This window comes from Chitinimonas sp. JJ19, from assembly GCF_036961565.1.
GTDB lineage: Bacteria > Pseudomonadota > Gammaproteobacteria > Burkholderiales > Chitinimonadaceae > Chitinimonas.
In genome coordinates, this window is the sequence record NZ_JBAMDD010000004.1 from 211,413 (window position 1) to 238,034 (window position 26,622).

Below are 26,622 nucleotides of genomic sequence, written 5' to 3' on the forward strand. Positions count from 1 at the left end.
GCAGTGCGGATGAGCCCCCCGCCACCGGTGACAACTGTTTTCAGGCCTGCTCGGCCGGCATGCGATAGTGGCCGGAGTCGAACCGGTCTATGCCGCAACTAAGCGCACTGATCCAGTCCAGAAATGCCAGCAGCACCGTTTTGCCCACCATGTAGCGGCCATGCTGGGGCACCATCATCAGAATTTCACCGCGCTCCACCATGGGCCTGACCATATCCGCCCAGAGCCGGCATACCTTGTTCGCCACCATATAGCGGCGATGGAAGCCTTCCATGCTGGGTATCAGCCGGGTGAATTCCGCTACGGTGCTGACAGGCTCTGCCACCAACTCGTGCGCCACCATGGACGCCCCCATATCGCCCGAGAACAGAATGCGCGAGCGGGGGTCATAGAAATGGAAATTACCCTCGGCATGCAGAAAGTGGGCGGGCACTGCGGCGACCCGGCTCTCCCCAAGCTTGAACCAGGCTCCCTCATCCGGCACCCCCAGAATGCGCCCAGCCGCATTCCCGGCGGTACAGAAATGCGGTACGAAGCGCGACCAGAGCTTGGATACCACCAGGGTGCACTGGGTACTGATCAGCCATTTATTCAACGAGGCCACAATGTCCGGATCGGCGTGCGAGGCCAGGATGTACTTGAGCTCACGCGCTGGAAAATAGCTCGCCATGGCCATGATAAGGGCGTTGTAGGTCATGTTGCCAGCCGGATCGATCAAGGCGCCTTCACGCCCCGACACCAGCAGAAACTGATTAGCCTGGACGGCGTGGTCATCATCATCGTCCACCAGATCGGCAAACATCAGGCAGCGGTGGCTACCATCGTCGTACAGTGAAATCGCCATACCTGGCCCTTTAAAGACAAAGCGCGCAGGCTATCCATCCTGGCCCCTCCCTATTTTGATGCAGCGCAAGATAAGGCGCGATCAGCCACCGCCCAAGGTCATAGCTAGCACCTTTGCCAGTCTGTCCGGCCATCAGATGGCCGGATACCCGCCCACAGCCAACAGATCAAGCGTTTGACCGGTGGATCGACGTTGGCCCAAGGGCAAGGCAAGGCTACAATCGCCGCTTCCCCAAGTGAAGGAAGAGACAAGATGGGTTTTCTTGCCGACAAGAAGATACTGATCACCGGCCTGCTGTCCAACCGTTCCATCGCCTATGGCATCGCCAAGGCCTGCAAGCGCGAAGGCGCCACCCTGGCATTTACCTATGTGAACGACAAGCTCAAGGATCGCGTGGTCGAAATGGCCAGCGAGCTGGGCAGCGATATCGTGCTGCGCTGCGACGTCAGCTCGGATGAGGAAATCGCTGCCATGGCCGCCGACCTGGGCAAGGTCTGGGACAAGGTAGATGGCGTAGTGCATTCCATCGGCTTCGCCCCGCGCGAGGCCCTGTCTGGCGACTACCTGGATTCCGTCAGCCGCGAGGCCTTCCAGATCGCCCACGATATCAGCAGCTACAGCTTTGCCGCCCTGGCCAAGGCCCTGCGTCCGCAACTGGCAGACAACGCCGCCCTGCTGACCCTGAGCTACCTGGGTGCAGAACGCGCCGTGGTGAACTACAACGTCATGGGCTTGGCCAAGGCCAGCCTGGAAGCCAACGTGCGCTATATGGCGTCAGCACTCGGCGCCCAGGGCATACGCGTCAACGGCATTTCGGCCGGCCCCATCAAAACCCTGGCCGCCGCCGGTATTGCTGGCTTCTCCAAGATACTGCACCACGTGGAAGAGTCCGCACCACTGAAGCGCAATGTCACCATAGAGGAAGTCGGCAACGTCGCCGCCTTCCTGCTGTCTGACCTGTCCTCGGCCGTGACCGGCGAAATTATGCACGTGGACGCCGGCTACAGCACGGTGGCTGCAGGCATGGGCGAGTAAGTCTGGCCGCACTGGCACCAACAACAGCGCCCGGCAAGTCCGGGCGTTGTTGTTGGTGCCAAGCTCATGCAGAGGAAACGTGGCAAGCCCGGCCACGGTATCGCCATAACCCATGGTGCGATTCCCCGCTCCCGTCTCGATAATATATATTGCATACAGATGGTCAAGCTGCCATCAACCCGTCACCGCGATCAAGGCATAGTGTTCGGCAAGGCGTGTAACGCATATACAACCAGTACGGCAGTCCTGCCCGTATCGGCAGGCAAAAATCGGGAGCACTAGCATGCTGGCCCCTATCCGATTCGCCTTGCCCCTGTTGCTCTGTACCATCCTGGCGCAGGCTGAGGTCGTAACATTCCGGGTGGCCTACGAGGACAAGGACACCCCCGATCACACCGGTGCTTCAGAACTGATCCCGGACGATCCGGGCATCTCGGTAGAGCTGATCAAGCTGATCGAGACACGGGTCCCCAACCTGCGCATCAGCTTTAGCCGCAAACCCTGGCTGCGTTGCCTGGCCGAGCTGGAAAGCGGTGCCGCCGACGGTATCTTTGCCAGCAGCTTCAAGCAGGAGCGGCTGAAAATAGGGGTCTATCCCATGAAGGACGGTAAGGATGACCGCAGCTACCGGCTCGATACCAAGTCCTACAGTCTCTACAAACTCAAGGATGCGGCGGTTTCCTGGGACGGTAGCCGCTTCAGCCACCTCAAACAGGACATCGCCGCCATGCGTGGCTACGCCATCGTCGACGACCTCAAAAAGATGGGGGTTGCCGTCAGCGAGGTCGATAAATCGGAGAATGCCTTCAGGATGCTGCTGGCCGGCCGTATCGACGGCTTTGCCCAACTGACCGAGGTCGGCGACTATACGCTGAAGAAAGACCCCAGCTTCCAGCGCATCGTCAAGGTCACACCACCTATCGTGGTCAAGGATTACTACCTGCAGATCAGCCATCGCTTCCAGGCTCGCTACCCGGAACTGACGCTGACCATCTGGAAAACACTGGCAGAACTAAGGCAGACCGAGATGGAGCGTCTGACGCTCAAATACATGAAGGGCTATACCAGTGATTGAGCGGGCGCCTTGCCGATAGATCGAGGTCGGGATGTATGAGCGCTGTACGACGGGCTTGGCTCGCCCTGCATCAGCGCTCGCTCAACCGCCAGCCTTGCTGCACCGTGCCTTCGCCCAGCCCTGCCACACGCAGGCCATCCATGCCCCCTCCCCCCGCACAGACCAAGGCCACATGCAGGCCCAAGTCAGACACATGCCAGCTGGCGGCATTGCCGCCCACCGGCATTGGCGAGGCCAACAGGCGCCGCATCAGGGCGTAATCCAACCCCAGCCCATGGGATTTGAGCCAGGCCTCTTTCAGCGTCCAGTACTCGGTAAATTGCGCCAGTGCAGCCGTTGGCGCCAAACCTACCAGGGTAGCCTGCTCAGCAGGGTGGCACACCATGGCAGCCATGCCCGCAATATCCCGGCCGGGCTTGGCCAGTTCCAAATCCACGCCCACCGGGCCATCGGCCACAGCGCACAACAACCAGTCGCCACTGTGTGACAGGCTGACGGACAACCCTGCACGGCCGACCACGCGTGGCGGCTCCCCTGCCTGGCTATCTATCTGCCAATCAGCGGGCTGCCCACCATACGCCTGGCTCAGCAACCTGCGCGCAAGGTAATGCCCCGCCAGAAACTGCGCTCGCCGCCTTGGCGCGCTGATCGCATCAAGCCGCGCCTGCTCCGAACCGCTCAAAGCAAAAGAGCCTGCCGCCTGCAGTTCAGCCGTCAGCCGATCACAGGGGACAAGCTCCAGATGCAGCATGGCGGACAGCTACTTTCCTATCTTGGCATAGTTGCCCTTGAGGGCCACGCCTATGACGAAGTTACCAGCATGGCATTGAAAAGTGCTGCTGCTCTTGGTCTCGTTCTTCTTGTAGTAGCTGACGATATCAACCACTGCATTGGCACCGCGCTGCTTGGCAGACTCCTGGAACGCAATCAGTGCCGACAGGGCAGCCCACTTGCAACCAAACTCGTCGCTCTTGCCAACACCATTGGTCTTCTGGTTGGACGTATCGCTACCCATTTTCTTCTGGATTTTGGGTGTTTTCTGCCCATTCAGGAAAAACTTGACCGAGCCATCCAGCTTGCCTTCTGCCTCGGGCATGGCCAGCACATCGGCCAGCGGTATATCAAGCACAGAATCACGCGCCATGGCCAAGGGTGAAACAAGCACTGCAGCAGCCAACACCAATATCGTTCTTTTCATGCTTCCTCCGGTCTACGAATGGGGTGCCACACCAATCCAAACTGGCTGGCAGCCCCGCAGACTAATCGCTCCTGGCCTGGCACGGAAGCTTAAAAAGTACCGTTGCCCGCCAGGCCATGAAGAACGGCCGCGGCTGCCGCAGCACTCAACGTCATCATCAGGAGGCTTTGACGTCTTCTGCCACAGCCGGTTCTGCCTTGGCGGGTTCTACCGGATCATTCTCAATCTTCGCCTTGGGGTTGTAGGCCCAGTTGTACAAATCCTTGCTCAGACCTTTGGAAACGTGTCGGAACAGAGCACAGGTACTCCGGAATGGAGTCCAGAACCGGGGTACACCGGAAGTTGCACGCCGAAACTCGACCGTGCGGGTTTCCTTACCCTCTTCCACCAACTCGGCACGTACCATCATGGATTTGCGACCAGACCAACTACCGCCGCCATTACCCACCGCAGATGCTATTTGAACGCGCATCACCGCATAGCCAGCCGTATCCTTATCTTCCTCGACGACACCACGACCATCTTTGTTGCGCTTTGTCAGTTGTTGCTCAAGCTGCTCGGCCAGAACGGCTTCCAAGCTGCACTCATCCTTTATCTTATCCCTGACTTCTGTTTCATCTGAATACACAATGGGGAGAGACAACAAAACCTTATCTGCAGCCAAGCTGGGCAAGGCAATTGGCAGTAGGGCGATGGCAATTACAAGCGTTTTTTTCATCACGTTAAGAAATCTTTCTATTTAGTAAATACAGGTGGATTGGTGCTCATCAGGGCAAGACCATCCTACAATTAAGACGCAGTCGAGTCCTGAATCGCACCGGCAGCTGGTGACTCCTCCACTTTATCTGTGGGTTTTACAGCCTTATTTGGCAAAGCCTGCTCTTCATAAGCCCAAGACACCGCAGAAGCTGCCAACTCGCCACTGGCATAGGAGAAAATACTGCAAGTATCCCTTAAGGGTCCCCAAAACCCACCTCTTGTAGTCTTGCTGAATCGCTTACTTTGCATCACCTTGCCGTTCTCAAGCAAGGCTGCACGTATCGTCAATGCTTTGTGTCCTGTCACACCCCCTCCACCCATGCCCGCCACCAAGGATATCTGTACCTGCAGCACCTTTATGCCAGCATGGTCCATACCAGGCAACAATAGGCTACTACCATCACTGTTCCGCTTGGCCAGCAATGCGCCTATGTCCTCTTCCAGATCCTTCTCGATGGCGCACTCTCGCTTAACCTTCTTATTTATCCCCGAGCCGTCTGCCAAGGTAATAGGCACCTCTAACAGCACCTTGTCGGCAGCCCACACTGGCAGCGAAAAAACAGCTGCCAAGGAAATACTGATTATCTTGTTCATTAAACGCTGCTTTCCATAATGACACTCGACTCTTTAGCGATCATTGCGTCCTCCACCGCTACCAACGACGGAACACCAAAGACGTATTAATCCCACCAAACGCGAAGTTATTGCTCATCACGATATCGGTTTCTATCTTCCTGCCCTCGCCCGTGATGTAGTCCAGCGCACCGCAGCGCGGGTCTACCGTTTCCAGGTTCAGGGTTGGGGCAAACCAGCCGCTGTGCATCATCTGTATGCTCATCCAGGCCTCCAGCGCGCCGCAGGCACCCAGGGTGTGGCCCATATAGCTCTTGAGCGAGCTGATGGGCATGCGCTCGCCGAATACGCTATGGGTAGCTTGGGTTTCGGCCACATCGCCCTGGTCGGTGGCGGTGCCGTGGGCGTTGACATAGGCGATGTCGGATGGCGACAACTGGGCGTCATCCAAGGCCAGTTGCATTGCCACCGCCATGGTCTCGGCATTGGGGTGGGTGACATGGCGGCCGTCGCTATTGGTGCCATAGCCGATGATCTCAGCGTAGATTTTGGCGCCACGTGCCTTGGCATGCTCCAGCTCTTCCAGCACAAAGGTACAGGCGCCTTCGCCCAGCACCAGGCCATCACGGTTGGCATCAAAGGGGCGCGGGGTCAGGTTGGGGCTGTCGTTGTGCTTGACGCTGGTGGCGAACAGGGTGTCGAACACGGCCGCTTCGGTGGCATCGAGCTCCTCGGCGCCGCCGGCCAGCATGGCCACCTGCTTGCCCGACTGTATCATCTCGTAGGCGTAGCCTATGCCCTGGCTGCCCGATGTACAGGCGCTGGAGGTGGTGACGATGCGGCCGGTGATACCAAAGAACACACCGATATTCACAGCGGCGGTGTGCGCCATCATGCGGATATAGGTGGTGGCACTGACGCCATCGACGGTCTTCTCGACGATCATGCGACCAAAGTCACCCATATTGGCGGGCGTACCCGAGGACGAACCGTAGGAGATGCCCATGCGGCCGCTCTTGACCAGCGGATCGCCCAGCAGGCCGGCATCGAGCAATGCCTTTTCACTGGCACGCGTGGCCATCTGCGCCACCCTGCCCATGCTGCGGGTGTTCTTGCGGTTGTAGGTCTCGGGGGGCAGCACAAAGTCCGGCACGGGCACACCCACCTGGGTATGCAGGCCGTCGTACTCCGCCCATTCATGCATCACCTGTACGGCATTGCGGCCTGCCTGCAGCCGCGCCAATACGGTGGGCCAGTCATGCCCAAGCGGGCTGATCGCGCCTATGCCAGTCACCACTACGCGTTTCATCCCATCAACCCCCCATTAACTGAAATCACTTGCCGCGTAATGTACGCAGCATCCTCACTCATCAAGAAACTCACGGTCGCCGCCACTTCCTCCGGCTTACCCATGCGCTTGGCCGGTATCATCTTCAAGGCCTCGTCCAGCACTTCGGCCTCGACCATCTCGGTATCGATCAGGCCCGGCGCCACGCAGTTGACCGTGATGGCGCGGCTGGCCAACTCCACCGCCAGCGCCTTGGTAGCACCGATGATGCCGGCCTTGGCCGCACTGTAGTTCACCTGCCCGCGATTCCCCATCAGGCCCGATACGGACGACAGCGTCACGATGCGGCCGGGCTTGCGCCGGCGTACCAGCGGCATGGTCAGCGGGTGCAGCACGTTGTAAAAGCTGTCCAGGTTGGTATGGATCACCGCATCCCAATCTTCGGCCGGCATGGCCGGGAAGGCATTGTCGCGGGCGATGCCGGCATTGCAGACCACGCCGTAGTAGCAGCCATGTGCTTCCACATCGGCCAGCAGCACCTCGGCTGCGTGGGCGCGGTCGGCCACATCAAACTGCAGCACCCGTGCAGTACGCCCCAGCGCGACGATCTCTGCCGCCACGGCATCGGCCTCGTCCACCCGGCTGCGGCAGTGCAGCACCAGATCATAGCCATCGCGGGCCAGTCGCAAGGCGATCGCCTTACCTATGCCACGGCTGGAACCCGTGACCAATATGGTCTTGTCCATCATTCCTGCTACCTCATTCATGCTATCGCTCAGCTACCATCCGCCTGGCCCGCCAGGAATGCCTCGGCATCCTTGGGCTCGAATACGGTAAGTGCCGCGCTGGCGACCAACTGATCGCCTATCTCTATCCGGCAGTCGAACTGCCCCAATCCATTGTCGGCCTGAAAGGCTCGCCTGGCGCTTACCCGCAGGGTCTGCCCTGGCAAGAAATGCGACACCTGGCAGTCGTAGCGGCGGCTGCCCAGAAGAAACCCAACCTTGGGCTCGCCACCGGCCAGCCTGGCCTGCCATCCAGCCCAGGCCGCCACCGCCTGGGCCATGAACTCAATGCCCACCCAGCCGGCTACGCCATAGCCATCAAAGAACAGGCCGTCGGCACGGATGTCCACCTCGGCCACCAAGGACTCCGCATCCCCCGTCAGCGCACGATCCAGCAGGCTCATGGTGCCGGCATGCGGCACGATGGCCGAAATCGGGTAGTCGATCTGCGTCATGCACCGCTCCGTGCCAGCACCACGCTGGCATTGCTGCCGCCAAAGGCAAAGGAATTACTCAGGGCGTAGTCGAGCGGCCTGCCCAGAGCCTGGCCCGGCTGCACCAGTGCCAGCGTAGGCAGCGCGGCATCTGCCACGCCATCCCACCAGTGCGGCGGCAGCAGGCCATCGGGGTTGTCATGCAAGGTCAGCCAGCACAGGGCGGCCTCCAGCGCACCTGCCGCCCCCAGGGTGTGGCCGGTCAAAGGCTTGGTGGAGCTGGTCGGCGTATGGGCGCCAAACAACTCGCGCACGGCCAGGCTTTCCATGGCGTCGTTCTGCGGCGTGGCTGTGCCGTGCAGGTTGACATAATCGATATCGGCCGGCTGCAGGCCGGCACGTTGCAGGGCAGCACGCATTGCAGCCATGGCGCCACGGCCACTGGGCTCCGGCGCAGAAATATGGTGGGCATCGGACGATTCGCCCCAACCCGCCAGCCGCACCGGCCCCATGGCACGGCTCATCAGGAACAAGGCCGCCGCCTCGCCGATATTGATACCGCAGCGATTGGCGCTCATGGGATTGCAGCGCGCTGCACTGACCGACTCCAGGGCCGAGAAGCCGGCCACCGTGAAGGCGCACAGCATGTCCACGCCGCCGACGATCACCGCGTCGCAAGCACCCATATGCAGCAGCCTGGCGGCGCTGGCCAGGGCCTTGGCGCTGGATGAACAGGCGGTGGAGATCACCAGTGAGGGCCCGCCCAGGCCCAACAGCTGGCATAGCATCATGGCCGACGAGCCCATCTCCTGCTGGCCGATATGGAAGGCAGGCGGCAACTCGCCATGCTGCTGGTGGTGATCAATGGCCTGCTCAGATTCACCTATGCCCGAGGTGCTGGTACCCAGCACGATCGCGACCCGCTCCGGGCCATACTGGGCAATGGCCGCATCCACCTGCGGCCGTATCTGTGCCAGTGCCGTCAGCAGCAGGGCGTTGTTGCGGCTGCGGTGGACGCTGGGCAACCCGGCCACGTCTGCCACAGGCGTTTGTACAGCACCCAGATGCAGGGGGCGGCCGGGCATCAGGCTGGCGTTTTCAGCCACGCCACCGGGCGTGGTCGCAAACAAGGCAGCCCTGACAGCAGCAGGGCCATCGCCCAGGGCGCACACGACGCCAAGTTCATTGAGATAGACCGGGCTCGTCATAGCGCGGGTTCCGTGCTTTGTAAACGTGATTCAATCTGCAGCCGATAGCCTTCGCGCTGGTTCTCCAGCACGGCATCCCCCGCCCAGCGCGGGTTTGCGCTATAGCGCACGCTCAGGGCCGTAACACCATCCTGCTGCAATTGCCGCAGACCTTGATCCTCCAGCAGCACCCAGCCTGCAGGCAGCGCCTGGCGTATCGAGTCGGCCGGCCAGTAAGCCAGTTGCACATCCCGCAGCACACGGTCACCGTCGACTTCGGCCGGCAGCTTGGGATGGCGGTTCTGTTGCAACTCCTGCCCATCCCAGCTCAGGGTCAGCACCCGCTGGCCCAGCGCGATACCAGCCAGTTGTACTGTGCTCGGATCAATTTCCAGCAGGGCCTCCAGCACACGCGGCGTTTCCTCGCGCTTGCTGGGCAAACGGTTATCCACCCGCTCCAGCGTCAGGCGCTGTGCCAGGCTGACGCTGCTGCCAAATGCCGCTGGCGCCAGGCGCAGAGCCGGCATGGCCGGGCGCGGCTCTGGCGTGCTGGCGCATGCTGCCAGCAGCAAGGCGGCGGTGGCTATCAGGCGGCGCACAGCTGCTCCAGCGTCTTCAGGCGGCGTGGTTCAGCCACGTAGGGGTTCTGCTTGTCCCAGGCATAGCCGGCCAGGATGGCGGCAATCATGCGGCGTATCTCGGGCGATTGATCCTGATGGAAGATCACGTCCTGGAAGCCGCCGGCATACCAGCTCTCCACAAAGGCGCGGAAGGCATCCACCCCACCCTTCAGGGGCTCGGCATAGTCCGCCTGCCAATCCACCTTCTCGCCAGCGAACTCACGGGCAATGGCGGCCGTGGCCAGGCTGGCCGATTTGACGGCAATGGTGACACCGCTGGAAAACACCGGGTCGAGGAACTCGCCCGCATTGCCCAGCAGGGCATAGCCGGGGCCCCACAGCGATTTGACATTGGCGGCATAGCCGGTCAGCTTGCGCGCCGGGGTATCCCATACCGCGTCCTTGAGCAGGCCCGCCAGGGTAGGCGTCTCGGCAATGATGGCCCGCAGGCGCTCTGTCTCGGTGCCGCTATAGCGCTCGAGGAATTCGGTACGTGCCACCACGCCCTGCGAGCAACGGCCGTTGGAGAAGGGGATGGTCCAGAACCAGACGTCGACATGCTCGGGATGCACCGAGATCAGTATCTTGTTGCGGTCGAAACTACCGCTGGGGATGTTGTCCTGCACATGGGTGAAGTAGGCACCACGCAAGGGGAAAGCCGAGGGGGTTTCCAGATCCAGCAGGCGCGGCAGGATGCGGCCAAAACCGCTGGCATCCAGCAGGAATCGGGCGCTGACCTGGTAGGTCTCGCCTTCCGGCGACAATACCGTCACCTGCGGACGTTCACCGTCCACATTCACGGTCACCACCTGGTGACGATAGCGTACCTCGGCACCGGCCTTTTCCGCCGCCTTGGCCAGTACGTGGTCGAAGTCGGCCCGCTGCACTTGGTAGGTGGTACCCCAGCCCTTGGAGAACTTGTCGCGGAAATCAAACTGGGTCTGCTTCTCGCCACGCTGGAAAGCCGCACCGTTCTTGTACTGAAACCCAGCCTCGACCACATCCTGCAGAAAGCCCGCAGCTTCGATGTATTCCATCGATTGCGGCAGCAGGCTCTCACCTATGGAGAAACGGGGAAACTGTTCCTTCTCGATCACCAGCACCTGCCGCCCCTGCTGCCGCAACAGCCCGGCCGCCACCGAACCCGATGGGCCGGCACCAATGATCAGGATTTCAGTTTGTTCATGACGCATGGTCTTGTTCCTTGTTGCTGGCACAGTGGCAGCAGCGATTTAATGGATGATCTGCCCGGCACGGAGAATGCCCACCACGCCGACCAGGATCCAGAAGGTATTGAGCACGGTATAAGCCCGGTCACGCCGCAGGCTGGAACACCAGGCCAGCATCACGGCATCGATGGTGTTGAATATCCAGACGAACATGAAGGGGCTCTCCGCCCCCATCCAGCTCACCAGGCTGAAGCTGAAAATGCGCATCAGCACCCCTACCATCTCGATCTTCTCGATATGGCGCAGGATGAACTGGTTAAGTGTTGCCACCGGGGCAAGGGCCAGGCTGCTTGTCGTCATGTTTATTGCACTCAGGGTTGATTGTTTGCCGTGGCAAGCTGCGATACCGGGGCGGCTTCTACCTGCTCGCGGGCAAGTGCTTCGCCGGGGCGGAAACAGGGTGTCAAAAGCCAGATCAGCAGCTCGCCCAACAACATAGTCAGGCCAAAGGCCTGCAGGGCCGGCGTGGCGGAGAATGCCAGCAGGCCAAAAGACAGCAGGGTACTGACACCGGCCAGCGCGACCGCCAGCCAGGCGGTGCCGTCACCGGGGTGTTCCAGCAGGAAGATGCCGTAGTCCACCCCCATGCCCAGCAGCAAGACCAGCGCCAGCACGTTGAACAGCTGCAAGGGCACCCCCAGCAGGCCCAGCAAGGCCAGCACCAGCAGGCTGCCCAACAAGGTGGGCAGCAAGGCACGCCAGGCCGCCAGGCGGAAGCGCCAGGCCAACGCTACAAATACCGCCACATAGCCCGCCAGCAGCAGCCAGCTCATGCCCAGGCGATAGCGCGCCAGCAGGCTGGATATCTCCGCTGTCTTGTCCACCCAGCGCACGCCAGGCAAATCGGTGGCCGCCTTGTCCAGCGCCGGCAGCATGGTCGGGCTCAGGCCGCGCAGCATCAGTACGCTGTAGTGCTTGCCGTCCAGTTCGCCCAGCCACTGCGCCGCAATGATCGATGCGGCGGGACTGGCCAGCCAGGTGGCCGGGTCCAGCGCTTGGGGCGCCTGCAGCGGTCGAGCCGGCTGCTCGCCCGTCTGTTCGGCAATGGCCGCCAGCGCATGCCGTTCGGCCTGGGCGGTCAGCAAGGCAGCACGCTGTTGTGTGGCCAGTGAGGGCAACCAGTCCGATACTGCACGGTAGCCCGGCAAGACGCCGTCCCTTACCAGGCCGTCCAGCCTTGCCTTCAATCCTTCCTCTCGCTGCAGCAACTGCTCCGGGCTGTCACCCGCCACCAGGTAGAACTGACCGGGGCTAGGCATGCCCAGCAGCCGCCCTACTTCCATTTGTTCGGCCATCAGGCTGGCCGGTGAGCCCTGCAATTGGCGCAGATCGTCGCGGCTCTGCAGGCGCGACAGGCCCACACCCAGCACTACCAGGAGTATCAATGCCAGCACCCAGCCCTTGCGGTTGGGCTGCCAGCGCGGCCAGCGCGTCAGGCTATTGGCAAGATAGCGGGCGAAGGCCGTTTGCGGCAGTGCACCCCGGTCAAACAGCGGGAACCAGCACACCACGGTCAGAAAGGCCGCCAGCAAGCCTGCCACCGAGAACACGGCCATCTGCCGCAAGCCAGGGAACGGTGCCAAACCCAGCGCCATATAGGCCACCACACTGGTCAGCAGCGCCAGTGCCATACCAGGCAGCAGGCCACGCAGCACCTGCCAGCGCTCATTGGCCGGCCGGCCCTGGCGAGCCGCGAAATAGTGGAAGCCATAATCCTCGGCCACCCCTACCAGGCTGGCGCCAAACACCAGGGTGAGCAGATGCACCTGGCCAAACAGCATGGCCGTCACACTCAGCGCCACACCGCAACCTATCAGCAGCGACAGGCCCACCAGGACAATAGGCCGCAGGGAGCGGAAGGTCAGCCACACCAGCAACAGCACAGCCAGCAAGGAACCCCAGCCTATGGTGCTCATCTCCCGGTTGGCCTGGGCAGCAGCAGCTTCGGCATGCAGCGGCACGCCTGCGGCCAGCAGTCTGATCTCACCCATGCCTTGGGCGGCCAGCTCGGCACGGCTGGATTGCAGTAGTTCGGCCAGCGGCGCCTCACCGGTCACCGCAAAGGCGGCGCCCTGGAATTGGTAATTCAGCAGCGCCCACTGCTGCCCCTTGCCCTGTAACCACAACAAGCCATCACGGGGGCGGGCGGGGGACTCAGCCGCCCGTTCGGCCCACCAGTCCTGCCACAGGCCCAGCGGGTCGGCCAGGCGGTCGCCAAACTGCGGCCCAGCAGCGGGTTGGTACAAACGCATCAGGGCGGTGCTGGCCCATTGCTCGCTTGGTGCCGAGGCCAACGACCGCAATTGTTCCTGGGTCAACAACCGGTCACGCCAGGGCTGGTAGAACGCCACTGCCGCATCCAGCCTGCTGGCATCCACCGCAGCGGGCTGCAATAACGCTGGCTGGGTGGCCAGGCGAGCCTGCACCAGCTGCGCTGCACGGCGGGTCTGCGACCAGTCAGACGCGCCCACCAGCAGCACAATCTGGCGCTGCGACTGCTCCGCCAGCTTGCGGGTAGCCGCACTCACGGCAGGCGCCTGCTCGTTCTCGGGCAGCAGCGCCAGCACATCGGTGTTCAGGCGGGCAGCCCGCCAGAACTGAACCTGATGCAGCACGGTGCCCAGCACGACGACTGCCCACACGGCAGCCAGCCACAGAGAGAGACGCTTAGCGGCCAAGGCGCTTTGCCTCCTCGGCCGTGGGGGCGCTGGCCTCAACCAGCTTGTCAAAACGGATCAGGCTGCTGTCGCCATTGGCCTCTTCCAGCCGCACCAGTTTCACATGCCGCTCGCCTTCCAGTATCACCCGCTTGAATACACGAGCCAGGCCCGGCTCGCGGGGCGTCAGGGCCAATACCCAGGCATCCTTGCCACGCAGGCCGCCATCGGTCAGGAAGCGTTTCTGCAGCACGGCCACATCCCCGGCCAGCAAGGCAAACAGCAGCTCATTCATGGCCTGCAGTGCCGGCTCGCGGCTGGATTCCAGCTGATAGCTAGCCTGGCCCGACTCCGCCGACAGTTTGTCCGGGCTCACCACCAGGCTGGACTCGAACGGCTTGCGGGTCTGCCACAGCACGCCATGGCCACGCCACAGCAGGAACTCGCCACTGGACAGCAACGGCTTCTTGAAGCCCACCACACTCTTCTGCTGCTCGAACTGGCCGCGCAGAACCTGCGGGCTGCTCAACCGCGCTTTCACCGCCTCGGCGATATCGGCCGCCCAGGCGGAACCCGCCATTGCCAGGCACAGCAACAGAACGTATCGGAACCACTGATTCATGGCGCAGGCACTCCCAGTCTTTCCCACAACACCGGTGGGCAGAGGTATTGCATCTCCTGGCTCTTGGTGCAGACCGCCACCTGTATGGTGTAGGCCTTGTTCAGGCGCTGGCCGGTGTCTGCATCGCTGATCAGGTATTCGATCTTGAGCCGGTTTTCCCATTCCACGATCTCGGCACGGATACGCAGGCGCTGATTGAACACCGCCGACTTCACATACTTGAGGCGCATGTCGACGATGGGCCAGACAAAGCCCGAGGCATACATCTGCGGGTAGTCGTAATCGAATCGTGACAGCAAGGCGCAGCGGGCGATTTCCAGGTACTTCACATAGTTGCCGTGCCAGACGATATTCATCGGGTCCAGGTCATGGAAGGTCGGTGCCAGCTCGATCTCGTGGGCGAGGTCAATCGACATAAACACTCCATGCCTCACGCCGTATGGCGCCCAGCAAGGATTGCAGCTCGCCGTCCAGGGCACGGTCTTCCACCACCAGGGCGATACGGTCTTCCAGATCGGCCTGCATGCTGGCCAACGCAACCGGCAGCACCAGCTCGGCATCCAGCCGGCGGCGCAGGGCAACGCCCTGGCGCGCAGCGATCAGCATGGCCGCCACGACCTGCTCGGTCAGTTCCAGCACGCGCAGGCAATCGCGCGCGGCGATGGTGCCCATGCTGACCTTGTCCTGGTTATGGCACTCGGTAGAGCGGCTGAACACCGAGGCCGGCATGGTTTGCTTGAGGGCCTCGGCCGTCCAGGCCGACACACTGATCTGCAGCGCCTTGAGGCCATGATTGATGGCCGCACGGGGGCCTGTGGCGCCCGACAGGTTGCTGGGCAGGCCATGGTTGAAGCGGGTATCCACCAGCAGCGCCAGTTGCCGATCCAGCAGATCGGCCACATTGGCCACCGCATTCTTGAGGCCATCCATGGCGAAGGCGATATGGCCGCCGTAGAAATGACCGCCATGCAGCACGCGCTCATTCTCGCCGTCGATGATGGGATTATCGTTGGCGCTGTTCAGCTCGTTCTCTATCAGGGTGCGGAAGTAAGGCAGGGCATCTTCCAGCACACCGATCACATGCGGGGCGCAACGCAGCGAGTAGCGATCCTGCAGACGCTGCTCGTTGCGACTGGGCTGGTCGCTGGCCAGATCTTCGCGGATACGGCCTGCCACGCGCTGCTGGCCGATATGGGGCTTGACCGCAAACAGTGCCTGGTCGAAATGGTGGGCATTGCCGGCGCTGGCCAGTACGTTCATGGCGGTCAGGCGGGTTGCCAGCTGGCACAGGTAGTCGGCACGCCGCCAGGCCAGGCAGGCCAGCGCCGTCATCACCGCCGTACCATTCATGATGGCCAGGCCCTCCTTGGGGCGCAGGCGCAATGGCTGTATGCCCAGTTCAGCCAGCACATCGGCGGCATGCCGGCGTTGGCCCTGGTACATCACCTCGCGCTCACCGCACAGCACGGCCGCCAGATAAGACAAGGGCGTCAGGTCGCCGCTGGCGCCAACCGAGCCTTCTGCCGGTATCAACGGCAGGATGTCGTGCTTCATCAGGGTGGCGATCTGCTCCAGCAAACCCACGCTGACGCCCGACATGCCTTGCGACAACGAAGCCAGCCGGGTTGCCAGTACCGCCCGGGTTTCTTCCGGCGTCAGGAAACGGCCGGCGCCGCAACCGTGGTAGGTGTACAGATGGTGAGGCAGCTCTGCGACCAGCTCGGGCGGGATGCTGACAGTGCAGGAATCACCATAGCCGGTGGTCACGCCGTAGATGACGCCGTCTTCCGCCAGCAGGCGGTCAAGAAAATCGGCGCCACGGGCGATACGGGCACGGAAAACCGGGTCGGCCGACAATTCGGCCGGTTGGCGCTGCTCGGCCACCGCCACCACGTCTTCTATGGTCAGTCGGCTACCGTCAAAACGGATGGGATCAGTGTTGCGGTCAAGGTTTTGCATGTGTTTGATCCCAGAAGGGAAAGAAATTGAACCAATCAAAAGGCGAGCGGCGCACCAGGGCCGTCAGCGCGGTGGCGTAGCGGCCGGCATAGTCAGCCATGGCGGCTTCGCGCCGGCCGCGCGGCAATTGCACCTGTTCGGCAAGCCGCTCGAAATGCAGGGTGTAGCCTTCGTTCTCGTGTATGCAGCCCAGCAGATAGAGGGGGCATTTGAGCAAGCTGGCCAACACATAGGGCCCCACCGGAAAGGGCGCCGGGTGCCCCAGGAAATCGGTAGTGACCGTCTGGCTGGCAAACACCGGAATGCGGTCGCCCGCAATGGCCACATACTCGCCAGCCGCCACCTTCTCGGCCAGCAACACGGCGGTGGCGGGGCTGATCTCGGTGACCTCCAGCAAGGTCAGCTCATTATTTGGATTCAGCCGCTTGAGCAGCTTGTTGAAGCGCACGGCGTGGCGGGTATGCACCAGCACATTGAGCTTGAGCCCGCGCTTGCGCTCGGCCAGCACGCGGCACAGCTCCAGGCAGCCCATATGGGCCGTGACGATCACCCCGCCCTGCCCCGCCAATGCGGCCTGATACAGCACCTCGCTGCCCACGCTGCGCACCTGGGCAAACTGGTATCGCCCCGATACCGCCAGCAGCTTGTCCAGCATGGTTTCAGCAAACAGCATCACATGCCGGACGCTGTCCTGCCATACCGGTGGCCTGCCCAGCGCACCCGTCGCCTGCTCCAGCCGCGCCAGGTATTGCATGGAGGACGCCCGCAGCGCCGGCTTGGCGGCCCAGTGCAGCAGCACCACCGGGTACAGGCAAAGCCGGAACGGCCAGCGGCCCAGCAAGCGGTGTACCCAGTAAAGCAGCCAGATACCCAGGACAAAGGTGTTCTCACCCATCTCAGCCCAATGCTGGCGTGGCGCGGTACTCATGCTGCCACCTTGCGCCATAACAGCAGCGGGGCACGCAGCAACATGCCAAGGAACAGCCGCGCATGCATGCGCGAGATCAGGGCATTGTCCAGCCAGACCTTGAAATGAGACACGCCATCGCTGGGGTAGCACACCTTTGTGGGCTGATTGACGATGCCCATGCCACGCCAATACAGCCGCACCAGGATCTCGGTATCAAAATCCATCCGGCGGCCTATGTTCACCGCATCGATCAAGGCCACGGTAGGGGCCAGCGGATAGATACGGAAGCCGCACATGGAATCGCGTATCTGCAGCGACAGGGTATTGATCCACACCCAGATATGGGTGGCATAGCGGCCATAGAGCCTGGCCTTGGGCACGCTCTCGTCGTATATGGGACAACCGCAGATCAGGTGTGCCGGCTGCGCCGCCGACAGCCTCAGAAAGGCCGGGATATCACCCGTGTCATGCTGGCCATCGGCATCGATCTGCAGGGCATGGCTATAGCCCAGGCTGGCGGCCTGGCGCAGGCCGGCAATCATGGCACCACCCTTGCCCTGGTTCTGCGGCAGGCGCAGCAGTTGCACACCGGCGGCATCGGCCGCCGCCAGGGCATCGAGCACAGCAGCGCAGCCAGGTTCGCTGCCATCGTCCACCAGCAGGCACGGCAGGCCATGCTGACGTACGGCAGCCACTACCGCACCGATAGCCTCGCCATGGTTGTAGACCGGGATCACGGCACAGGTCTTCATGCTGGCGCTCCGAACACGATGCGCCCGCTGGCGTGCGCGCCAGCGGCAGAGGTGAGCTTAAAGCCCAGGCTGCCCCGCTCGGCTTGCCAGCTCAAATCCATGTTCACCAGGCTGCCGGGCGCTATCACCTGCTGAAATTTCACCGCCTCCAGCCGCAGAAAGCCGGCAGGAATGGCAAACAGCTCGCGTCCGAACAGCACTGCCCAGTCCAGTTGGGTAACGCCTGGCAGGATAGGCGTCTGCGGAAAGTGCCCCACGAAATAGGGTGAGCGTGCGTCAATCTCCAGCACCAGGCTGGCCTCGCCCGTGGTGCGCGACAGCAGCCGCGCCGCCGGGCGCCTGGGGTCAAACCAGGCTTGCAAGGCGGCTTCCGTCGCCTTGCCTTGGGCGTTGCTGGGCAAGGCCCAGGCATAGCGCCAACGGCGCGGCAGCACGCTGGCTTCCACCAGCTCTGCCAGCGCGGCACGCAAGCGGACATTCAGGGCACGCTTGCCCTGCTCATCGATCAAGGCCCAGCCTGCGGCGCTAGGGACGGCCAGCACACCCAAGGTGAGGCGCTGGCCGCTCAGCGGCAATACCCGCACCTCGGCCACCAGCCCGGTCGCCAGCAGGGCGCGCTCCATGGCTGTCAGCGAGACGCGCTTTTCTTCAATCTTGACGATGCGATCAGCCCGGCCCAACAGCTCAAAGCCATCGCCCACCAGGCTGACCCTGTCTTCGGTGCGCTGCCAATCCGTGCCTGCGAGATGGGGTGACTGCACCAGCAGCGTCTCACCATCCAGCTGCAGCTTTACCCCTGGCAAGGCACGCCAGGCCAGGTCACCATCGTTCATGCGCTGGCGCCAGGCAATGCCGCCCGTCTCGGAGCTACCATAGACTTCGATAGGCGCCCTACCCAGCAACCGCCTGCAATCAGGCAAGGCCTCGGCCGGCAAGGGGCCACCTGACGAAAACACCGCCCGCAGGCTGGTCTTGCTGGCAGCCCATGGCAGGTTATCCGGCAAGCGCTTGAGATGGGCTGGGCTGGCCACCAGTACACAGGGGCCATTGGCCGCCAGGGCGGCCACGATATCTTCCGGGAACACCAGCCGGTCGGCGGCGAACACGCGGCCAGCCGCCAGCGGCCACAACACGCGGAACAACAGGCCGTAAATGTGCTGATGCGACACCGTCGCCAGTACCAGGGCCTCGCCCATGTCTGTATCAAAACAGGCAGCCAGCGATTGGACTTCATCGAACAACTGCGACAGTTGCTTGGCAATGGCGACCGGTTCGCCAGTCGAACCCGAGGTGTAGACCACCAGGCCCGGCGCCTGTCTGTCCAGCACACCCCAATCGGGCACTACCGCATCTGTCACAGGCTGCAGGCTGGTCTCGCCGGCAATATCGCCGGCAAAGCCATCCACTTCACCCCGCAAGCGCGCCAGGGTGGCAGGCAGTACATCGGCCGGTAGATAGACGCACACACCAGCATGCCAGGCACCCAGCAAGGCGGCGGCAAAGGTAAAGCTGTCGTGACAGTACAGCGCAAAACGGCGCCCCGGCTGCGCGGCAAAAGCGGCCCGCCAGTTGGCAGCCTGTTGCGCCAGGCAGGCAAAGTCCAGCTGCTGCCCCTGGCGTACAGCCACGGTCGTGGCGGCGGGGCGGCCCACGGTCAGCAATTGTTCAAGGGCCAGGAAATCAGCCATGTATTACTCCAGCACGCACGCGGCGGCGAACCAGCCATTCAGCGGCGAACAACACGCCCATCAGGCCATAGGCGATCAGGCCGTTATACAAGGCCCAGACCGCATCACTGGCCCACAGCGCCGTTGCCAGGGCAATGCTGCCGTTAAGCACAAAGAAACCACACCACACCTGGGTCACCTTGCGGGTGTAGACCACGCCCTCGGGCGGCAGATCGGGCTCCTGCAGGCGTGCCAACCGTTCGATCACGCTGGGCGGGTAGATCAGGCTGGTACAGAACACCACCAGCAGCACGGCATTGACCAGTACCGGGTAGAGCTTGAGCGGCAGCGCGTGGTTGCCCACCGCCGTCACCAGCGCCAGCAGCAGGGCACCGGCCGCCGCAGCCAGCCAGGTTGGCTGACGGGTGGCAATCGCCCGCAACAGGGCCAGGCCAGCCAGCAGCAAGGCCAGCCAGCGCGGCTCGAATCGCCCTAGCCCCAGATAGACCAGCACTGGGTAGCTGAGCGTCAGCAGGCCGACCGCTACCGCACGCACACGCGTGGACGCGCTCACATCAAGCCGTGGCGTCGTGCATCAGGCCATACAGGGCGTCCACCACATCCTGCAGCGTACGCACCGACTTGAAGGCATCCGGTTGCAGGCGGCGGCCTGCAATGGGCTTGAGCTTGACGATCAGATCGACGGCATCGATGCTGTCGATGTCCAAGTCATCGTACAGGCGCGATTCGGGCTTGATACGCTCGGGGGCGATATCGAAGGTTTCCTGGAGAATCGCGCTAAGGCGATCGAACATTTCCTGCTTGGTCATGGTTTACCCCTGGCACCAGCAAGCCATGGCACAGGCTGCTGATGCATTTCATGATTACGGTAGTACCGCATGTCCACCCGGCGCGTCCCATGGCGCAGGGTGGTCATGCCGATGGCGAATTACTTGGTACGCTGCGCAGCAACAAACTGCGCCAGCGCACTGACACTGGCAAAGTGTTGGCGGGTTTCTTCCGAATCGGCCGACATGCTGACGCCGTAGCGCTTTTGCAGGGCCAGGCCCAGCTCCAGCGCGTCGATGGAATCCAGCCCCAGACCATCCACAAACAGGGCGGCGGAAGTGTCGATATCGTCAGGGGTGACATCTTCCAGATTCAGCGATTCGATGATGATCGCCTTGATTTCTTGTTCAAGCGCCTGCATGGGCGGGTTTCTCCGTAGAAAAATAATCGTGCAAATAATCTGTCAGGTGGCGTGCTGCCAGGGCCGGTTCGTTACCGGCACGCGCCAGAAAAGGCGTCACCTCGATATCGTCGCGTACCACGATGGTGAAATGCATGCGCCGCACCGGCACCTTCCACCAGGGCAAGCCCTTGGTCAGGCTCAGTGGCTCGCAACGTATGGTCACCGGCGTAATGGTGCAGGGGCCGCGGGTGGCGATATTGGCGGCGCCGCGCTGCAGCTTCATCGGCCCGGCCACCGGTGTACGCGTGCCCTCGGGGAAGATGATCAGGTTGTTGCCTGCATGCACCGAGGCAACACAGTCTTCCACCAGGCCGGCACCGCTATCGTTGCAGATGTAGCCGGTAGCGCGCACGGGGCCCCGGGTAAACGGGTTGCGTGCCAGGGCGGCCTTCACCACGCAGTCGGCATTCGGCACAAGCGAGATCAGGAACACCACGTCGATCAGAGTCGGGTGATTGGCCAAAATCAGCAGGCCGGGCCGACGCAGTCGCTCCGCGCCCACTATCTCGTAGCGCAAGATGCCCAGTACCCGCATCAGCTCGATAAACAGCCGAAAGGTATGGTGGATGGACAGCCGAGCCAGGCGGGTCTGCCTGGCGCGCTCGCGCACGATCAATTGCAGCAGCGGAAAATACACCAGGCGCAGCAGCAGGCCGCCCAGGCCGAAGCTCGAAAAAGCAATGGCGGTGGCGATGACGCGCCAGCCACGATCCAGCAGCTCAAGCATGGCGCACCCAGTGCCAACTACGGCCGGCCACATCATGCTGCCAGGCCGGAGCCTGCCCCAGCAGAAAGCGCAGGGCGGCCAGGTCATCCGGCAGGGTCGCCGGTTCAGCCGCACCTGCCAGCAAGCCAGGCTGCAAGGATATACCACCACTTTCGCAGCGGCTCAGGCGGCAGGCCCAGGCACGGGGGAAATCCAGGTATTCGGCAAAATCCGAATACGGTGTAGGCAAAGGCTCATCGTAATACACCACCAGCACAGCCGGCGCGCCATCAGCCAGCAGGCCCAGCGCCTCCATAAAGGCCGCCTCTACTGTCTCGGCACCGGCGGCCACTGCGGTACACGCACCCGTATCTGCGCGGGCAATGGAGAACAAGGCGCCTATGGCATTGTGTACCGACATGCTGAACGCCGTGGGCGACAGCCCCTCACCGGCTGCCAGTTGCCGCAGCAATTCCACCGAACGGGTCACATCGCCAAAGCGCGAAGCAAAAACATGGGGGCATGGCTCGGCCTCGCCCTGCGCCCAGTAAGCAGCCTGCAAGGCTACCTTGCCCAGGCGCTCGACCCGCCGCCGCATCATGGCGGGCATTTCCGCCAGCGCAGGCACACCTTCACCCACCAAGGGGCGTGGCGCTGCCAGCCAATCCAGCCAGGCATCATTGCCGACCAGACCCGGCGCCCAAGCGGCCCAAGCATCTATAGAAAATCTTACTGTCATTAATCGCGCAATCTAATTGAACTTTTTGGCGCGAAGGAAGGCCTGAGGCCAGCACAAGACCATCACCCCCTGCCCACCCATGGGTACAAAGGGAGCGACCACCCTCGAACGAAAGGGCGGCATTCTAACAGGTAATTTAACAAAAACAATCGCTTATGTGCTTTTTACCCATAGCGGATACTCTGTGCAACAGGCTGATGTGCACTTGCAACATGGCTGCACAATCAATCAAAATTTTTGTTAATTGATTGTCGTAGACAAAATAAAAAGTGTCGCCTGTAACCAACCGCACAAGCCAGCGCAGGCTCACCTACACCACAGGCTCCCCCGCCCCGCCAAGATTGTGACTTGCACCGCCGCAGGCCAGGCTGGACATCAAGCATGTAGCGACTCCGCCAGATCAACAGCGTTTGACCCAGCACAAAGTACTTTACCATCAATCGGTTACACTTTACTCAGCCTGCAACTGCGGGTGCACAAACCGGCGCGGTCAGCTATACAACAATTGCCTTGTGAGCATGCTCAAGCAAACCACGCTGGGCAGGACGGCAGTTTCCAGCAGCGCATGGGAGCAAGGCAGCCGCCATCCCACCGCTCAGGACGCCACCTTGGTAAAACCGCGATGGCGAAAAAATAACGCCGGAGGTGCCCCAGCCCAAGCAGCGGAGGGTGCAATGCTGAAAAAGCCGCAAGCCCTGCTGGCTCGTGCCTTTGCCACGGCAGCCAATGCCATCATGATTGCGGATCGCCACGGCCATATGGTGTGGGTCAATCAGGCCTTTTGCCGCCTGAGTGGCTATGCCGAGTCTGAGCTGATGGGCAAGTCGCCCGATCTGCTGCGTTCCGGCCAGCACGATACCGCGTTCTACCGCGAGCTATGGAGCACCATCCTGTCCGGGCGCCCGTGGCAAGGCGAGTTGATAGAGCGACGCAAGGATGGCGCTTTCTACACCGTCAACCAGATCATTACTCCGCTACAGGATAGCCACGGCAACATTACCCACTTTCTCGCCATCCAGCACGATGTCAGCGCCCAGCGTAGTGAGCAGGAGCGTATAGCCCGGCTGGCTTATCACGACAGCCTGACCGGCCTGCCCAATCGGCAGTATTTTCTGGAGCTGCTGGACAAGGCCATTGCTGCAGCCGCCTTGCAGGGCAATATGCTTGCCGTCATGTTTCTGGACCTGGACAAGTTCAAGCAGGTCAATGACACGCTGGGCCACGCGATAGGCGACCAGCTGTTGATCTCGGTGGCGGAGCGCCTGCATGGTGCCATACGCAAGTCCGACGTGGTCGCCCGCTTAGGTGGTGATGAATTCACCGTACTGATCAGCGAACTGCAGCACACCGACCATGCCAATGCCGTGGCGCAGCAACTGGTCGATGCCATAGGCCAGCCCTTTGCATTCGGGCCACACAAGGTACAAACCCATGCCAGCATCGGCATCAGCCTCTACCCGCGCGACGGCGTGGAAACCCAGGCCTTGCTCGACCAGGCCGACGCCGCCATGTACCACGCCAAGCGGCAAGGTGGTGGCGCTTACGCTTACTGGTCGGCCGCCATGCAGGCTGCACCGCCAGCAAAACCCAGCACAGGTGCAAGCTAAGCGCCTACTCCACCCGACATCACCCTTCCACGCCTTGGCCCATGACAGCCTGCTAGTCCCCCTGCACCAACCAACGAGCCTGCAGCAATATCAGTGTGCTCTTGGCCTCACGCCGCTGCCGCTCATAGCCATCGCGCTCACGGCGTAGCTTGCGACGCTCATCCTCGGTGGTAGCCTTGCCTATCAGTTCGCTCAAACGATTGATTTCGCGGCCATAGCGCACCATATCGCTTTCCAGATTGTCGATATCGCGGCGCAGCTCGTATCGCGCATAGCCCCGGTTGTACTCGCGCAAAAAACCTTCCTGCAGCTCGGGCGCACAGACATTGCCGTAGCTATACCCTGCCCTGCCTACACGGTAGCCATTCTCTGGCGTGCAATAGGCCAGCAGACCCCGCTCGCGGCCGCGCGAATATTCAGCCGGGTCGGGCAGGATATTGGCTTTCTGGCAGGCCTCGGCATAGTCACCCAAGCGGCTGCCCCGGCCATCCCGGCCATCTCGCTCACCCACACCATACCAATCACCCGTCCTGCATTCCGCCTCGCTCATGGCAGCACAAGCACCCAACAGCAACAAACTGGCCAACAACAGCAGCTTTTTCATTTTTGTTCTCCCTGGATGGATGACTGCAGTCTAGGCGCCACTGCTTGAATCCGCCCTGAACGGCAGGCAGCAAAAAGCCCGGCAAAGCCGGGCTTCTGGGATGGCAGCGCTCAACCGCGCTTGCGCGAAGCGATGCGCATGCGCAAGGCATTGAGCTTGATGAAGCCTTCGGCATCCTTCTGGTTATAGGCGCCACCATCATCGTCGAAAGTCGCGATAGTCTGGTCAAACAAGGTGTCCTTGGAGTCGCGCGCCACCACCGACACCCCGCCCTTGTAGAGCTTCACCCGCACCCAGCCGTTGACATATTGCTGGGTATTGTCGATCAGCGCCTGCAAGGCGCGGCGCTCCGGGCTCCACCAGTAGCCGTTGTAGATCAGCTCGGCGTAGCGGGGCATCAGGTTGTCCTTGAGATGCGCCACTTCCCTATCCAGGGTAATCGACTCGATACCCCGATGCGCCTTCAGCAGGATAGTGCCACCCGGTGTCTCGTAGCAGCCGCGCGATTTCATACCCACATAGCGGTTCTCCACCAGGTCCAGCCGGCCTATGCCATGCTTGCCGCCCAGTTCATTGAGCTTGGCCAGCAGTTCATGGGGCTTTTGGCGCAGGCCATTGATGGCCACCAGGTCACCTTGTTCAAATTCCATGTCCAGGTATTCAGGGGCGTCCGGCGCGGCTTCCGGCGCCACCGTCCAGCGCCACATGCTTTCCTCTGCCTCGGCCTTGGGGTCTTCCAGGTGGCGGCCTTCGAACGAGATATGCAGCAGGTTGGCATCCATGGAGTACGGTGCGCCACCGGCCTTGTGCTTCATCTCGATAGGTATGCCGGCCTTTTCGGCGTAGGCCAACAGTTTTTCGCGGCTCAACAGATCCCATTCCCGCCAAGGTGCAATCACCTTCACACCGGGCTTGAGCGCGTAGTAACCCAGCTCAAAACGCACCTGGTCATTGCCCTTGCCTGTGGCACCGTGGCTCACTGCATCTGCCCCGGTCTGGTTGGCAATCTCGATCTGGCGCTTGGCTATCAGTGGCCTAGCGATGGAGGTGCCCAGCAGGTATTCGCCCTCATACACGGTATTGGCGCGGAACATAGGGAAGACAAAATCGCGTACGAACTCTTCGCGCAAATCGTCGATATAGATGTTCTCTGGCTTGATACCCAGCTTGATGGCCTTGGCACGGGCCGGCTCCAGCTCTTCACCCTGGCCGATATCCGCGGTAAAGGTGACGATCTCCGATTGGTAGGTATCCTGCAGCCACTTGAGGATGACCGAGGTATCAAGACCACCGGAGTAGGCGAGTACAACTTTGTTGGCGTCAGACATAAGACTTTCCTGCTAATGGGTTCAATTCTGGGGTGAGACGATCTTGGCGTAGGTATCGCCGTCTATATCTATCGTCTCAAAACAAAGCTGGCACTGGCGCTCGGCCAGCGTACGCGGGAAATGGGCGGCGACTACAGGCTGCAGTGCCGCCAGCGCTCGTCGCTTGAACGCCGCAGTACGGCGGTTGATCAGGTAGAGCTTGAGGTGGACAAAAGCATGAGTGGCATTGCCATCCCCCACATACCAATCAGTCAGCTTGACGGCGCGGCTTTTGATATCGATCTCAGCCACATCGCCGGTCTCAACCAGCGCCGCATGGAGTTCTGCAAACAGTCGCCGAAAATCCGGCTGTTCTGCCAGGTTATCGGTGTATTCAATAACGATATGGGGCATGCTCAACCTGGGTGGTGACAGACGGCCTCGATATTGTGGCCGTCCGGGTCCAATACAAAGGCACCGTAATAATGCGGATGATAGTGCGGGCGCAAACCCGGCGCGCCATTGTCGCGGCCGCCCGCCAACAGGGCGGCGACATGGAATGCCTCAACGGCCGCGCGGCTGTCCGCCCTGAAAGCAATATGGATGGGCGGTTGGTTGGGGATACCCACGCTCAGCCAGAAATCCGGCTTGCCGCTGGCTTTCTCCCCAAAGCCCGCCACATCGGTGTGGCCCGTCACTTCGGCGGAGAATTCCGCCAGGCAGCCATAGCCCAGGGCAGCAAGTGCAGCTTCGTAAAACGCCTTGCTGCGGCTGTAGTCACTGACGATCACACCGGTGTGGTCTATCATCCTT

31 protein-coding genes are annotated in these 26,622 nt (G+C 61.8%); 3 read left to right on the forward strand and 28 right to left on the reverse strand.

Annotated features, from left to right (window positions below; genetic code table 11):
• Positions 1-40: 40 nt before the first annotated feature.
• The gene (locus V7714_RS07045; RefSeq protein WP_335709076.1) at positions 41-844 is read right to left on the reverse strand and encodes an MBL fold metallo-hydrolase; all 804 of its coding nucleotides are present in this window, start codon (positions 842-844) and stop codon (positions 41-43) included.
• Between the two features lie 252 nt (positions 845-1,096).
• On the opposite strand from V7714_RS07045, the gene fabI reads away from it, so the two are divergent.
• Positions 1,097-1,879 (forward strand): enoyl-ACP reductase FabI, encoded by a 783-nt coding sequence (gene fabI / locus V7714_RS07050; protein ID WP_284198118.1) that lies wholly within the window; start codon positions 1,097-1,099, stop codon positions 1,877-1,879.
• Positions 1,880-2,162: 283 nt separating this feature from the next.
• Complete coding sequence (locus V7714_RS07055) at positions 2,163-2,954, forward strand: substrate-binding periplasmic protein (RefSeq protein ID WP_335709077.1); 792 nt, start codon at positions 2,163-2,165, stop codon at positions 2,952-2,954.
• Positions 2,955-3,024: 70 nt separating this feature from the next.
• Here the strand turns inward: V7714_RS07055 and V7714_RS07060 are convergent, their stop codons facing one another.
• From V7714_RS07060 to V7714_RS07170, 23 genes are all read right to left on the reverse strand, one after another.
• Positions 3,025-3,705 carry a 4'-phosphopantetheinyl transferase family protein gene (locus tag V7714_RS07060; RefSeq protein WP_335709078.1) on the reverse strand — a complete coding sequence of 227 codons (681 nt, stop codon included), beginning with the start codon at positions 3,703-3,705 and terminating at the stop codon, positions 3,025-3,027.
• A 9-nt stretch (positions 3,706-3,714) separates the two neighbouring features.
• A complete protein-coding gene (locus V7714_RS07065; RefSeq protein WP_335709079.1) occupies positions 3,715-4,152 on the reverse strand; it encodes an excinuclease ATPase subunit in 438 nt (145 codons plus the stop codon).
• 157 nt (positions 4,153-4,309) lie between these two features.
• Positions 4,310-4,870, reverse strand: coding sequence for a hypothetical protein (locus V7714_RS07070; protein ID WP_335709080.1), 561 nt, complete (start codon positions 4,868-4,870; stop codon positions 4,310-4,312).
• 71 nt (positions 4,871-4,941) lie between these two features.
• The gene (locus tag V7714_RS07075; RefSeq protein ID WP_335709081.1) at positions 4,942-5,505 is read right to left on the reverse strand and encodes a hypothetical protein; all 564 of its coding nucleotides are present in this window, start codon (positions 5,503-5,505) and stop codon (positions 4,942-4,944) included.
• 58 nt (positions 5,506-5,563) lie between these two features.
• Positions 5,564-6,793 (reverse strand): beta-ketoacyl-ACP synthase, encoded by a 1,230-nt coding sequence (locus V7714_RS07080; protein WP_335709082.1) that lies wholly within the window; start codon positions 6,791-6,793, stop codon positions 5,564-5,566.
• Entirely contained in the window at positions 6,790-7,518 is a 729-nt protein-coding gene (locus tag V7714_RS07085) for a 3-ketoacyl-ACP reductase FabG2 (RefSeq protein WP_335709173.1), read from the reverse strand. The genes V7714_RS07080 and V7714_RS07085 overlap by 4 nt, the downstream gene beginning before the upstream one ends.
• 29 nt (positions 7,519-7,547) lie before the next feature.
• Positions 7,548-8,012 carry a hotdog family protein gene (locus tag V7714_RS07090; protein ID WP_335709083.1) on the reverse strand — a complete coding sequence of 155 codons (465 nt, stop codon included), beginning with the start codon at positions 8,010-8,012 and terminating at the stop codon, positions 7,548-7,550.
• Positions 8,009-9,199: a beta-ketoacyl-ACP synthase gene (locus tag V7714_RS07095; protein WP_335709084.1), complete on the reverse strand. Its 1,191-nt coding sequence runs from the start codon at positions 9,197-9,199 to the stop codon at positions 8,009-8,011. The genes V7714_RS07090 and V7714_RS07095 overlap by 4 nt, the downstream gene beginning before the upstream one ends.
• Entirely contained in the window at positions 9,196-9,777 is a 582-nt protein-coding gene (locus V7714_RS07100; RefSeq protein WP_335709085.1) for a DUF3261 domain-containing protein, read from the reverse strand. The genes V7714_RS07095 and V7714_RS07100 overlap by 4 nt, the downstream gene beginning before the upstream one ends.
• Complete coding sequence (locus V7714_RS07105; protein ID WP_335709086.1) at positions 9,765-10,991, reverse strand: NAD(P)/FAD-dependent oxidoreductase; 1,227 nt, start codon at positions 10,989-10,991, stop codon at positions 9,765-9,767. The genes V7714_RS07100 and V7714_RS07105 overlap by 13 nt, the downstream gene beginning before the upstream one ends.
• A gap of 39 nt (positions 10,992-11,030) precedes the next feature.
• Positions 11,031-11,327: a hypothetical protein gene (locus V7714_RS07110; RefSeq protein ID WP_335709087.1), complete on the reverse strand. Its 297-nt coding sequence runs from the start codon at positions 11,325-11,327 to the stop codon at positions 11,031-11,033.
• 11 nt (positions 11,328-11,338) lie between these two features.
• Entirely contained in the window at positions 11,339-13,705 is a 2,367-nt protein-coding gene (locus V7714_RS07115) for an MMPL family transporter (protein WP_335709088.1), read from the reverse strand.
• Positions 13,695-14,306 carry a LolA family protein gene (locus tag V7714_RS07120; RefSeq protein WP_335709089.1) on the reverse strand — a complete coding sequence of 204 codons (612 nt, stop codon included), beginning with the start codon at positions 14,304-14,306 and terminating at the stop codon, positions 13,695-13,697. Before V7714_RS07120 ends, V7714_RS07115 begins: the two co-directional genes overlap by 11 nt.
• Positions 14,303-14,722 carry an acyl-CoA thioesterase gene (locus V7714_RS07125; protein WP_335709090.1) on the reverse strand — a complete coding sequence of 140 codons (420 nt, stop codon included), beginning with the start codon at positions 14,720-14,722 and terminating at the stop codon, positions 14,303-14,305. Before V7714_RS07125 ends, V7714_RS07120 begins: the two co-directional genes overlap by 4 nt.
• Complete coding sequence (locus V7714_RS07130; protein WP_335709091.1) at positions 14,712-16,265, reverse strand: HAL/PAL/TAL family ammonia-lyase; 1,554 nt, start codon at positions 16,263-16,265, stop codon at positions 14,712-14,714. The genes V7714_RS07125 and V7714_RS07130 overlap by 11 nt, the downstream gene beginning before the upstream one ends.
• Positions 16,252-17,193 carry an LpxL/LpxP family acyltransferase gene (locus V7714_RS07135; RefSeq protein ID WP_335709092.1) on the reverse strand — a complete coding sequence of 314 codons (942 nt, stop codon included), beginning with the start codon at positions 17,191-17,193 and terminating at the stop codon, positions 16,252-16,254. Before V7714_RS07135 ends, V7714_RS07130 begins: the two co-directional genes overlap by 14 nt.
• On the reverse strand, positions 17,190-17,927 hold the full coding sequence (locus tag V7714_RS07140) for a glycosyltransferase family 2 protein (RefSeq protein WP_335709093.1): 738 nt from the start codon (positions 17,925-17,927) through the stop codon (positions 17,190-17,192). The genes V7714_RS07135 and V7714_RS07140 overlap by 4 nt, the downstream gene beginning before the upstream one ends.
• Entirely contained in the window at positions 17,924-19,615 is a 1,692-nt protein-coding gene (locus V7714_RS07145) for an AMP-binding protein (RefSeq protein ID WP_335709094.1), read from the reverse strand. Before V7714_RS07145 ends, V7714_RS07140 begins: the two co-directional genes overlap by 4 nt.
• Positions 19,608-20,168: a hypothetical protein gene (locus V7714_RS07150; RefSeq protein WP_335709095.1), complete on the reverse strand. Its 561-nt coding sequence runs from the start codon at positions 20,166-20,168 to the stop codon at positions 19,608-19,610. The genes V7714_RS07145 and V7714_RS07150 overlap by 8 nt, the downstream gene beginning before the upstream one ends.
• Before the next feature lies 1 nt (position 20,169).
• Complete coding sequence (locus V7714_RS07155; RefSeq protein WP_284198099.1) at positions 20,170-20,424, reverse strand: acyl carrier protein; 255 nt, start codon at positions 20,422-20,424, stop codon at positions 20,170-20,172.
• A gap of 119 nt (positions 20,425-20,543) precedes the next feature.
• Positions 20,544-20,804 carry a phosphopantetheine-binding protein gene (locus tag V7714_RS07160; RefSeq protein WP_335709096.1) on the reverse strand — a complete coding sequence of 87 codons (261 nt, stop codon included), beginning with the start codon at positions 20,802-20,804 and terminating at the stop codon, positions 20,544-20,546.
• On the reverse strand, positions 20,791-21,573 hold the full coding sequence (locus tag V7714_RS07165) for a lysophospholipid acyltransferase family protein (protein WP_335709097.1): 783 nt from the start codon (positions 21,571-21,573) through the stop codon (positions 20,791-20,793). The genes V7714_RS07160 and V7714_RS07165 overlap by 14 nt, the downstream gene beginning before the upstream one ends.
• Complete coding sequence (locus tag V7714_RS07170) at positions 21,566-22,291, reverse strand: beta-ketoacyl synthase chain length factor (protein ID WP_335709098.1); 726 nt, start codon at positions 22,289-22,291, stop codon at positions 21,566-21,568. The genes V7714_RS07165 and V7714_RS07170 overlap by 8 nt, the downstream gene beginning before the upstream one ends.
• A gap of 674 nt (positions 22,292-22,965) precedes the next feature.
• On the opposite strand from V7714_RS07170, the gene V7714_RS07175 reads away from it, so the two are divergent.
• Complete coding sequence (locus V7714_RS07175; RefSeq protein WP_335709099.1) at positions 22,966-23,898, forward strand: diguanylate cyclase domain-containing protein; 933 nt, start codon at positions 22,966-22,968, stop codon at positions 23,896-23,898.
• A gap of 52 nt (positions 23,899-23,950) precedes the next feature.
• On the opposite strand, the gene V7714_RS07180 is transcribed toward V7714_RS07175, so the two are convergent.
• The 4 genes from V7714_RS07180 to V7714_RS07195 form a co-directional block, all read right to left on the reverse strand.
• Entirely contained in the window at positions 23,951-24,502 is a 552-nt protein-coding gene (locus V7714_RS07180) for a DUF2799 domain-containing protein (RefSeq protein ID WP_335709100.1), read from the reverse strand.
• Positions 24,503-24,612: 110 nt separating this feature from the next.
• A complete protein-coding gene (locus tag V7714_RS07185) occupies positions 24,613-25,830 on the reverse strand; it encodes an argininosuccinate synthase (RefSeq protein ID WP_335709101.1) in 1,218 nt (405 codons plus the stop codon).
• A gap of 21 nt (positions 25,831-25,851) precedes the next feature.
• On the reverse strand, positions 25,852-26,223 hold the full coding sequence (locus V7714_RS07190; protein ID WP_335709102.1) for a 5-carboxymethyl-2-hydroxymuconate Delta-isomerase: 372 nt from the start codon (positions 26,221-26,223) through the stop codon (positions 25,852-25,854).
• Between the two features lie 2 nt (positions 26,224-26,225).
• Positions 26,226-26,618 (reverse strand): VOC family protein, encoded by a 393-nt coding sequence (locus V7714_RS07195; RefSeq protein ID WP_335709103.1) that lies wholly within the window; start codon positions 26,616-26,618, stop codon positions 26,226-26,228.
• Positions 26,619-26,622 lie beyond the last annotated feature (4 nt).

Bases quoted from the DNA above. Each gene is read 5' to 3' on its own strand.
- V7714_RS07110 (WP_335709087.1), bottom strand. From the start codon at position 11,327: ATGACGACAAGCAGCCTGGCCCTTGCCCCGGTGGCAACACTTAACCAG.
- V7714_RS07185 (WP_335709101.1), bottom strand. From the start codon at position 25,830: ATGTCTGACGCCAACAAAGTTGTACTCGCCTACTCCGGTGGTCTTGAT.
- V7714_RS07055 (WP_335709077.1), top strand. From the start codon at position 2,163: ATGCTGGCCCCTATCCGATTCGCCTTGCCCCTGTTGCTCTGTACCATC.
- V7714_RS07165 (WP_335709097.1), bottom strand. From the start codon at position 21,573: ATGCTTGAGCTGCTGGATCGTGGCTGGCGCGTCATCGCCACCGCCATT.
- V7714_RS07170 (WP_335709098.1), bottom strand. From the start codon at position 22,291: ATGACAGTAAGATTTTCTATAGATGCTTGGGCCGCTTGGGCGCCGGGT.
- V7714_RS07160 (WP_335709096.1), bottom strand. From the start codon at position 20,804: ATGCAGGCGCTTGAACAAGAAATCAAGGCGATCATCATCGAATCGCTG.
- V7714_RS07135 (WP_335709092.1), bottom strand. From the start codon at position 17,193: ATGAGTACCGCGCCACGCCAGCATTGGGCTGAGATGGGTGAGAACACC.
- V7714_RS07090 (WP_335709083.1), bottom strand. From the start codon at position 8,012: ATGACGCAGATCGACTACCCGATTTCGGCCATCGTGCCGCATGCCGGC.
- fabI (WP_284198118.1), top strand. From the start codon at position 1,097: ATGGGTTTTCTTGCCGACAAGAAGATACTGATCACCGGCCTGCTGTCC.
- V7714_RS07070 (WP_335709080.1), bottom strand. From the start codon at position 4,870: ATGAAAAAAACGCTTGTAATTGCCATCGCCCTACTGCCAATTGCCTTG.
- V7714_RS07085 (WP_335709173.1), bottom strand. From the start codon at position 7,518: ATGGACAAGACCATATTGGTCACGGGTTCCAGCCGTGGCATAGGTAAG.
- V7714_RS07045 (WP_335709076.1), bottom strand. From the start codon at position 844: ATGGCGATTTCACTGTACGACGATGGTAGCCACCGCTGCCTGATGTTT.
- V7714_RS07075 (WP_335709081.1), bottom strand. From the start codon at position 5,505: ATGAACAAGATAATCAGTATTTCCTTGGCAGCTGTTTTTTCGCTGCCA.
- V7714_RS07180 (WP_335709100.1), bottom strand. From the start codon at position 24,502: ATGAAAAAGCTGCTGTTGTTGGCCAGTTTGTTGCTGTTGGGTGCTTGT.
- V7714_RS07195 (WP_335709103.1), bottom strand. From the start codon at position 26,618: ATGATAGACCACACCGGTGTGATCGTCAGTGACTACAGCCGCAGCAAG.
- V7714_RS07125 (WP_335709090.1), bottom strand. From the start codon at position 14,722: ATGTCGATTGACCTCGCCCACGAGATCGAGCTGGCACCGACCTTCCAT.
- V7714_RS07175 (WP_335709099.1), top strand. From the start codon at position 22,966: ATGCTGAAAAAGCCGCAAGCCCTGCTGGCTCGTGCCTTTGCCACGGCA.
- V7714_RS07095 (WP_335709084.1), bottom strand. From the start codon at position 9,199: ATGACGAGCCCGGTCTATCTCAATGAACTTGGCGTCGTGTGCGCCCTG.
- V7714_RS07140 (WP_335709093.1), bottom strand. From the start codon at position 17,927: ATGAAGACCTGTGCCGTGATCCCGGTCTACAACCATGGCGAGGCTATC.
- V7714_RS07155 (WP_284198099.1), bottom strand. From the start codon at position 20,424: ATGACCAAGCAGGAAATGTTCGATCGCCTTAGCGCGATTCTCCAGGAA.
- V7714_RS07145 (WP_335709094.1), bottom strand. From the start codon at position 19,615: ATGGCTGATTTCCTGGCCCTTGAACAATTGCTGACCGTGGGCCGCCCC.
- V7714_RS07060 (WP_335709078.1), bottom strand. From the start codon at position 3,705: ATGCTGCATCTGGAGCTTGTCCCCTGTGATCGGCTGACGGCTGAACTG.
- V7714_RS07105 (WP_335709086.1), bottom strand. From the start codon at position 10,991: ATGCGTCATGAACAAACTGAAATCCTGATCATTGGTGCCGGCCCATCG.
- V7714_RS07130 (WP_335709091.1), bottom strand. From the start codon at position 16,265: ATGCAAAACCTTGACCGCAACACTGATCCCATCCGTTTTGACGGTAGC.
- V7714_RS07065 (WP_335709079.1), bottom strand. From the start codon at position 4,152: ATGAAAAGAACGATATTGGTGTTGGCTGCTGCAGTGCTTGTTTCACCC.
- V7714_RS07190 (WP_335709102.1), bottom strand. From the start codon at position 26,223: ATGCCCCATATCGTTATTGAATACACCGATAACCTGGCAGAACAGCCG.
- V7714_RS07080 (WP_335709082.1), bottom strand. From the start codon at position 6,793: ATGAAACGCGTAGTGGTGACTGGCATAGGCGCGATCAGCCCGCTTGGG.
- V7714_RS07120 (WP_335709089.1), bottom strand. From the start codon at position 14,306: ATGAATCAGTGGTTCCGATACGTTCTGTTGCTGTGCCTGGCAATGGCG.